Consider the following 7414-nt stretch of genomic DNA (forward strand, 5'->3'; position numbering starts at 1 on the left):
GGACCCGCCAGGCGTCGGCGTCGCCCCGGTGCAGCCCGCGGACCCAGGGCGGGGCGGGGGAGGGGGCGTCCGCGTAGACCCGTTCGAGCTCCGCGCGGACCAGCGCGGGGCTTGTGGCACGCGGCGTGTCCAGTGCCTCGCCGAGGTCGTCGCCGAACACGTCGAGGAAGAGCGGGGCCTGCCGCACGGGCACCAGATCCGCCAGCGGCTCGACGGCGGCGGGCAGGGACCGGAACAGCCGCTGCCGCCACCGGCCGAGGAGCAGGGTGTCCCCGGGGTGACACAGCGTCATGAACGCCGCGTTCAGCTCCTGCAGCGGGGCCGGGTGCGGCGCGAAGCGCACGCGTGCCCAGTCCGCGGCCGTGAGGTGGATCCGGATCACTGCTCTCCCCGGCGGTGCCGCGCCATCCTTTCGGGCAGGGCTTGAAGGATCGCCCGCCTCCCCGCCCCGGGCCGACACTCCGTCATGCCCCGGCCATTGGGCCAGGGGCCGCCGCAGGGCGCAAGGACCGAGGTCACAAGGGAGAATCGTGGAACGCGACGACGGATCGAAGACCGGGTATGTGAGCCGACGGGCCGTCACCACGTCGGGTGCACTGGCCGCTGCCGCTCTGCTGTGCGGGGGCGGCGCCGCCCGGGCGGCAGTGAACGGCGGCGGCGCGGGAGGGCGAGGGCTCACGCTGCGGCTTCCCGCTCCCACCGGGCCGCACCCGGTCGGCGCGGCCTCGCTGCACCTGATCGACCGTTCACGGCGCGACCCGTGGGACGCGGGCGGCGGCGCGCGGGACATGATGGTCACGGTGCTCTACCCGGCCCGCGCGGTTCCGGGCCACCCGGCCGCACCGCAGCTCACGGCGGGCGCGGTCGCGTCGTACCGCGACATCGACGTGCGGATGCACGGCCTCCCGGCCGCAGGGGTGGACTGGGCCGCCACCCGCACGCACGCGTATCCCGGCGCGCCCGCGCAGCCCGTACGGCGGCCGGTGCTGCTCTACGGCCCCGGGGGCGGCGACCCGCGCACCATGGGCAGCACGCTCGCCGAGGAGCTCGCGAGCCACGGCTATGTCGTGGTGACGATGGATCACCCGGGCGACGCGAGCGAGGTCGAGTTCCCCGGCGGCCGGGTCCGGGAGACGTTCCTGCGCGGGGACCCCCGGACCGATCCGGAGCTCTTCCGCGCCCTGATCGACACCCGGATCGCGGACACCCGGTTCGTCCTCGACCAGGTGGAGGCGCTGGCCGCGGGACGCAACCCGGACGCGTCGGGGCGCCCCCTGCCCACCGGCCTCGGGCACGCGCTCGACCCGCGCAGAGTGGGGGCCTACGGGCACTCGGCGGGCGGCACCGCGACGGCACAGGCGTTGTACGAGGACCCCCGCATCGCCGCGGCGGCCGACCTGGAGGGCTATCTGGACCACCCCACGGGCGAGCTCTATCCGGTGGCCCGGTACGGCACGGACCGCCCCCTGCTCCTCCTGGGCACCGAAGGCTTCGATCACCGTGAGGAGCTGGACCGCTCCTGGTCCGTGACACGGGGACGCCGCGTCGGGAGACGACGCCTGGGCGGCACGGCGCACTGGGTGTTCACCGACTACGCCGTGACGGCGCCTCAGTTGCAGGCGGCGGGCCTGATGCCGCGCGCGGCCCGTACCGCGCTGGTCGGCGCGTCGGCGCCGGAGCGGTCGGTGCCTCTGGTGCGCCGCAGTGTGCACGGCTTCTTCGCCCGCCACCTGCCCGTACGCGGCTGAGCCATCTCGCCCGGGCTCACTCGGGGAGCGGTTCCAGGAACTCCAGCCGGTTGCCGAGCTTGTCGAAGGCGTGGAAGCGCTCATGGCCCGGGAGGGTGTTCCGCTCGCCCCAGACCACCTCGTGGCCGTGGGCCTCCAGGCGGTCGGCGAGGCCGCGCAGGCCGTGGACGAGGATGCCCGGGTGGGCCTTGCGGGCCGGGGCGAAGTCCTGTTCCACGCCGAGGTGGACCTCCACACCGCCGCCGCGGAACCAGCAGCCGCCGCGGGCCGCGAGCACCGGGGGCTTCTCCAGCTCCGTCATGCCGAGGATGTCGCCCCAGAACCGGCGGCACTGCTCCTCCGCTCCCGGCGGGATGGCCAGCTGCACATGGTGGAGGCCGCCGAAGAAGTGCTCCGTGGTGCCTCCGCCACCGGTGGAAGTACGGTCGTCGCTGCCCATGGGCACCCCCGCCTGCTCGCTGTCGGTGGCACGAACGTACTGGCCACCGGTGCCGCCGACAACGCCCGCGCCGCAGGAGTGCGCGAGGTCACCGGCGGGCCGGGAGCCCCGTACCGCCCCCTCCGCGTACTGTGGTGATCATGGCTGGTGAGAGTGATCTGCGGACGCTGCTGAGCGGCATGAGCCCCGAGCCGAACCCGGGCCGGTACGTCTTCACCACGGTCGAGGGCGGTGTGCCCTCCGGCCTCGGCCCCGTGGTCACGGTGGCCGAGCGGGAGGGGACGACCCTGGTCGTGCGGCAGGAGGAGGCGGACGCCGCGGGCATGGCCTACGACTACGTGGCCGGCTGGATCACGCTGACCGTCCACTCCGCGCTGGACGCGGTCGGCCTGACCGCCGCGGTCGCGAAGGAGCTCGCCGACGCGGGCCTGAGCTGCAACGTCGTCGCCGGATTCCACCACGACCATCTGTTCGTGCCCCATGAGCACGTCGACCGGGCGATGGCCGTCCTGGAGGACCTGGCGCGGCGTTCCGCCTGAAGTCTCCGTCTGAAGCCTCCGTCCGAGGCCTCCGGCTCCGCGGAACGCCGCCACGGGGTCAGTCGGAGGTGGGCGCTCCGGCCACGCGGCGCTCGCCGCCGTTGCGCTCCTGCCAGAACGCGTAGACGTCGACGGCCGCGGCGCGCGGTTCGTGGCGCATCGGCAGGCGGCGCTCGTCCCAGTTCTTCGCGAACTCGTCGTAGAAGGTGTTGAGTTCGAAGTACTTGCGGTCGTCCACGTAGTGCGGCTCGTAGGCGTCGCGGGTGGTGAGGAAGACGACCTCGTCGGGGGAGCAGTAGTAGAGCGAGCCCAGGCACATCGGGCAGGGGTGGGCCAGGACGTAGATGGTGGTGCCGGTCAGGTGCTCGGTGCCCAGCTTGGTGCAGGCCTCGCGGATGGCGAGGATCTCCGCGTGGGCGGTCGGGTCGCCGGTCTGCGCGACCTTGTTCGGGCTCTCGGCCAGGATCTCGCCGTCCTTGACGATGACGGTCGCGAACGGGCGGCCGCCCTCGGCGACGTTCTGCCGGGCGATGTCGATGGTGTGCTGGGCGAAGTCCATGAGTGGGTCTCTCCGGTGAAGTGGGAAGGGGGTGGGCCGGGAAAGGCCCGGCCCGCCCCCGTGCGGGAAACTCTCCTGAATCCGGATCAGAAGGGCTTGGTCGGCAGGTACTTGCCGTCCAGGGTGATGACGGCGCGCTCGCCGCCCTCGGGGTCGGCGACCTTCTTCACGTCCAGCTTGAAGTTGATCGCGGAGATGATGCCGTCCCCGAACTGCTCGTGGACCAGGGCCTTCAGCGTGGTGCCGTAGACCTGGAGCATCTCGTAGAAGCGGTAGATGGTCGGGTCGGTGGGGATGCCGCCCGGGATCGAGCCGCGGGTGGGGATGATCTGGAGCGTCATCGCGTCATCGGCGTCCAGACCGAGGAGCTCGGCGACGGCCTCGGCCGAGGCCTTGGGCAGCGGGTGCTGGCCGAGCACGGCGGCGGTGACGAAGGCGACCGAGAGGCCCGCGGCGTCGGCGATCTGCTGCCAGGACAGGTCCTTGCGGACCTTCGCCTCGACGGCCTTGGCGGCCAGGGCTTCGCGAGCGGCGTTGTCGAACTGGGCGTGCACCATGAGAAGGGTTTCCTTTCGGGGTTGCCGCTTCCGGTAAGGGAAGGTGAGCGGCGGGTTCAAGTGGATTCGAGTGAGTTCGAAGAGGTGGCGGTCAGGCCGCGAGAGCGGTCGCCCGGCCGGTGAGGTCGAGCTCCTCGACGGTGCCGCTGCCGATGTCGAAGCACCAGCCGTGCAGCGTGACCGTGCCCTGTTCCAGGGCGCGGGCCACCGAGGGGTGGGTGACCAGGTTCGCCAGCTGGGCGCGGACGTTGCTCCGTACGAGAGCGTCGACTCCGGGAGCGGTGGCGCGGGCCCGCGCGGCGTCCGCGTGGCGCAGCCAGTCGGCGGTCGTCGGCATGGCACCCAGGTCGTGGCCTTCGGCCAGGGCGGTCATCGCGCCGCAGGCGGAGTGCCCGCAGATGACGATGTCGCTGACCCCCAGGGCGGCGACCGCGTATTCGACGCTGGCCGCGATGCCGTCCGTGCGGGGTGCGTACGCGGGCACCAGGTTGCCGGCCGTGCGGATGACGAACAGCTCGCCCGGCTCGCAGCCGGTGATCAGCTCGGGCACCACGCGGGCGTCGGAGCAGCCGATGAACAGCGTGTGCGGCGCGTGATGGGTGGCCAGCCGGGCGAACAGGCCCTCCTTGGCCGGGAAGACGTCCCGCTGGAATCGCGCGACGCCGTCGGCGAGGTCGGTCATGGGTCACTCCCTTCGGTGGCTGCCGTCCCGTGTGGGGCGGCGAGATCCACCATGCATGACCTGGACCTATAGTGTCCAAGATGTGGTAACCATGGGAGCTATAGATGAGGTCTATAGTCGTTGGTATGGCTCTGGAACTGCGTCATCTGCGCTATCTGCTCGCCGTGGCCGAGCACGGCAACTTCACCCGCGCCGCCGAGGACCTGCACATCTCCCAGCCCACGCTCTCCCAGCAGGTCAAGCAGCTGGAGCGGACCCTGGGCGTGCAGCTGCTCGACCGGTCCGGCCGCGCCGTACGCCTCACCGACGCCGGTGCGGCGTACGCCGGCCACGCCCGGCGCGCCCTGCGGGACCTGGCCGCGGGCGAACGCGCTGTCCACGACGTACGGGACCTCTCGCGCGGGCACCTGCGGCTGGCGATCACGCCCACCTTCACCGCCTACCTCGTGGGCCCGCTCACCGCCGAACTCCGCGCCCGGCACCCCGGCATCACCCTGACCGTCGAGGAGATGACCCAGGACCGCATCGAAACCGCCCTGCTCGCCGACGACCTCGACCTCGGCATCGCCTTCACCGGCCCCCATCTGCCGGGCATCACCGCGGCCGCCCTGTTCGAGGAGACTCTCGGCCTCGTGACCGGTGTCGCCCACGCCGGTCACGTCGGTCCCGCGGGGGGCGCGCCGCTCTCCGCGCGCGACCTCGGCGATCTGCAACTGGCCCTGCTGACGGCCGACTTCGCGACGCGCGGGCACATCGACGACTACTTCGCCCTGCACGGCGTCAGCCCGCGCATCGCGGTGGAGGCCAACTCCGTCCAGGCCCTCACCGAGATCGTCCAGCGCGCGCCGCTCGCCACCGTGCTCCCCGACGCCATCACCCATGAGCACGCCGGTCTCGTCCCCGTGCCGCTCGACCCGGCCCTTCCCCGCCGCGCCGTCACCCTCCTCAGCCGCGCGGACGCCTACCGGAGTGCCGCCGCCCGCGCCTTCGCCCGGCTCGCCGGTGAGTACGTCCGCGGCCGCCCCTATGCCCCCGCCCCCTGAGGCCGGGTCCCTGTCAGGACCCCGCCGCGGGCAGGATCACGTCGAAGCGGCAGCCGCCCGGGATGTTGCGGACCGTCGCGCGGCCCGCGTGGGCCTCGACGATGCCGCGGACGATGGCGAGGCCCAGGCCCGCGCCCGCGGGCGGGGTACGGGCCTCGGTGCCGCGCCAGCCGGTGTCGAAGACGCGGGAGAGATCCGCTTCCGGGATGCCGCCGCAGCCGTCCGAGACCGACAGCACGACCGTGTCCGCCTCGCGGCGGGCCGCGACCGCGACGGTGCCGTCGGCCGGGGTGCGGTGGATGGCGTTGACGAGGAGGTTGCCCAGGACGCGGGTCATCTCCTTGCCGTCGACCTCCACCGGGACCTGGTCGACGCGGTCGCCGACCAGCCGTACGCCGTGCTCCCGGGCCAGCGGGCCCGCGCCCGCGAGGGCGTCGCCCACCAGGTCGTACACCGACATGCGGCTCGGGTTCAGCGGCAGCGCCCCGGCGTGGATGCGGGAGAGCTCGAAGAGGTCGCCGACCATGGAGTTCAGCCGCTCCACCTCGGCGCGCATCTGCCGGAAGTAGCGCTGCGGGTCCTCGGCCACGCCGTCCTCCAGGGCCTCCGACATGGCCCGCAGCCCGGCGAGGGGGGTGCGCAGGTCGTGCGAGATCCAGGCGACCAGCTCGCGCCGTGACGTCTCCAGCGCCTTCTCCCGCTCCCGGGACCGGGCGAGCCGTTCACTGGTGGCGGCCAGCTCGCGGCCGAGCGCGGCGAGTTCGGCGGTCGCGCCGCCGCCCGGCGGGGCGAAGCTCCCGTCGTCGCCGAAGGAACGGGCCGCCCGGGTCAGGGCGTTGCTGCGGGCCACCACCCAGCGCCCCAGCAGCAGGGCCGTCGCGAGCGAGACCACGGCGGCCATCGCGCACACCGTCGTGACGACCGTGAGGTCGTGCGAGGACAGGAACATCGCCCAGGCCACCGCGAGCGTCCCCGCCAGCATCGCCGTCACCGACACGGCCGCCACCACGGTCAGGGACACCGCCACGGAGCGGTGCCGCAGCGCCCGCAGCGCCACCGCGCCCAGCAGCCCGGCCGCGGCCGCGCCGAGGAACGCGAACAGGGCGATCAGCAGGACGTCACGCACGGCCGCCCCCGTCCGCCGGGGGCCGCTCGTCGGCGGGTGCCTCGAAGCGGTACCCCACGCCCCACACCGTCTGGATCAGCCGCGGCTGCCCCGGGTCGTCCTCCACCTTGCTGCGCAGCCGCCGCACGTGCACGGTCACCGTCGACAGGTCGCCGAACTCCCAGCCCCACACCTCGCGCATCAGCTCCTCGCGCCCGCAGGCCCGCCCGGGGTTGCGCAGCAGGAACATCAGCAGATCGAACTCGCGGACGGTCAGGGCGAGTTCGGTGCCGTCCTTGGTGGCGCGCCGCGCCGCCGGATCCAGGGTGATCCCCGCCGCGCGCAGCGGGGGAGCGGCGGCCGGGACGGCGGGCCGCGCACGGACGCGGCGCAGCACGGACGCGACCCGCAGTACCAGCTCGCGCGGGCTGAACGGCTTGGTCACGTAGTCGTCCGCGCCGACCTCCAGGCCGAGGACACGGTCGTCCTCGTCGCCGCGCGCCGTCAGCATGATCACGGGCACCGGGCCCGCCGCGCGCAGCCTGCGGCAGACCTCCAGACCGTCCATGCCGGGCAGCATCAGGTCGAGGACGACCAGGTCGGGACGGACGGCCGTGGCCCGCTCCAGCGCGCCGGGCCCGTCGGCGGCGCGGTCCACGGCGAAACCGGCCCGGTCGAGATAGCCGGACACCACCTCGGAGACGGTCGGGTCGTCGTCGACGACGAGCACGCGGGCGGGCGG

General features: G+C 73.6%; 9 protein-coding genes and 1 pseudogene. 3 read left to right on the forward strand and 7 right to left on the reverse strand.

Annotated elements, in window-relative coordinates:
* Positions 1–382 (reverse strand): annotated as a pseudogene (locus K6I34_RS27250) (ArsR family transcriptional regulator); the annotation flags it as partial.
* Between the two features lie 148 nt (positions 383–530).
* Here K6I34_RS27250 and K6I34_RS27255 point away from each other — a divergent pair.
* Positions 531–1748: an alpha/beta hydrolase gene (locus K6I34_RS27255; protein WP_229329686.1), complete on the forward strand. Its 1218-nt coding sequence runs from the start codon at positions 531–533 to the stop codon at positions 1746–1748.
* Between the two features lie 16 nt (positions 1749–1764).
* Here K6I34_RS27255 and K6I34_RS27260 read toward each other — a convergent pair whose 3' ends face one another.
* Positions 1765–2187: a glyoxalase gene (locus K6I34_RS27260; protein WP_229329688.1), complete on the reverse strand. Its 423-nt coding sequence runs from the start codon at positions 2185–2187 to the stop codon at positions 1765–1767.
* 140 nt (positions 2188–2327) lie between these two features.
* On the opposite strand from K6I34_RS27260, the gene K6I34_RS27265 reads away from it, so the two are divergent.
* Positions 2328–2726: an ACT domain-containing protein gene (locus K6I34_RS27265; protein ID WP_229329690.1), complete on the forward strand. Its 399-nt coding sequence runs from the start codon at positions 2328–2330 to the stop codon at positions 2724–2726.
* 58 nt (positions 2727–2784) lie between these two features.
* On the opposite strand, the gene K6I34_RS27270 is transcribed toward K6I34_RS27265, so the two are convergent.
* From K6I34_RS27270 to K6I34_RS27280, 3 genes are all read right to left on the reverse strand, one after another.
* Positions 2785–3285: a nucleoside deaminase gene (locus K6I34_RS27270; RefSeq protein WP_229329692.1), complete on the reverse strand. Its 501-nt coding sequence runs from the start codon at positions 3283–3285 to the stop codon at positions 2785–2787.
* A gap of 86 nt (positions 3286–3371) precedes the next feature.
* On the reverse strand, positions 3372–3842 hold the full coding sequence (gene cynS / locus K6I34_RS27275) for a cyanase (RefSeq protein WP_229329694.1): 471 nt from the start codon (positions 3840–3842) through the stop codon (positions 3372–3374).
* 91 nt (positions 3843–3933) lie between these two features.
* Entirely contained in the window at positions 3934–4524 is a 591-nt protein-coding gene (locus K6I34_RS27280; RefSeq protein WP_229329696.1) for a carbonic anhydrase, read from the reverse strand.
* A gap of 125 nt (positions 4525–4649) precedes the next feature.
* Between K6I34_RS27280 and cynR the strand changes: the two genes are divergently transcribed.
* Entirely contained in the window at positions 4650–5567 is a 918-nt protein-coding gene (gene cynR, locus K6I34_RS27285) for a transcriptional regulator CynR (protein ID WP_229329699.1), read from the forward strand.
* A 13-nt stretch (positions 5568–5580) separates the two neighbouring features.
* On the opposite strand, the gene K6I34_RS27290 is transcribed toward cynR, so the two are convergent.
* Both K6I34_RS27290 and K6I34_RS27295 read right to left on the reverse strand, forming a co-directional pair.
* Positions 5581–6693: a HAMP domain-containing sensor histidine kinase gene (locus tag K6I34_RS27290; protein ID WP_229329701.1), complete on the reverse strand. Its 1113-nt coding sequence runs from the start codon at positions 6691–6693 to the stop codon at positions 5581–5583.
* On the reverse strand, positions 6686–7414 hold a 729-nt coding region (locus K6I34_RS27295; RefSeq protein WP_229329703.1), incomplete at its 5' end, for a response regulator transcription factor. The genes K6I34_RS27295 and K6I34_RS27290, both read right to left, overlap by 8 nt.

It is taken from the genome of Streptomyces sp. UNOC14_S4 (genome assembly GCF_020740835.1).
In the GTDB taxonomy this organism is placed as follows: Bacteria; Actinomycetota; Actinomycetes; order Streptomycetales; family Streptomycetaceae; genus Streptomyces.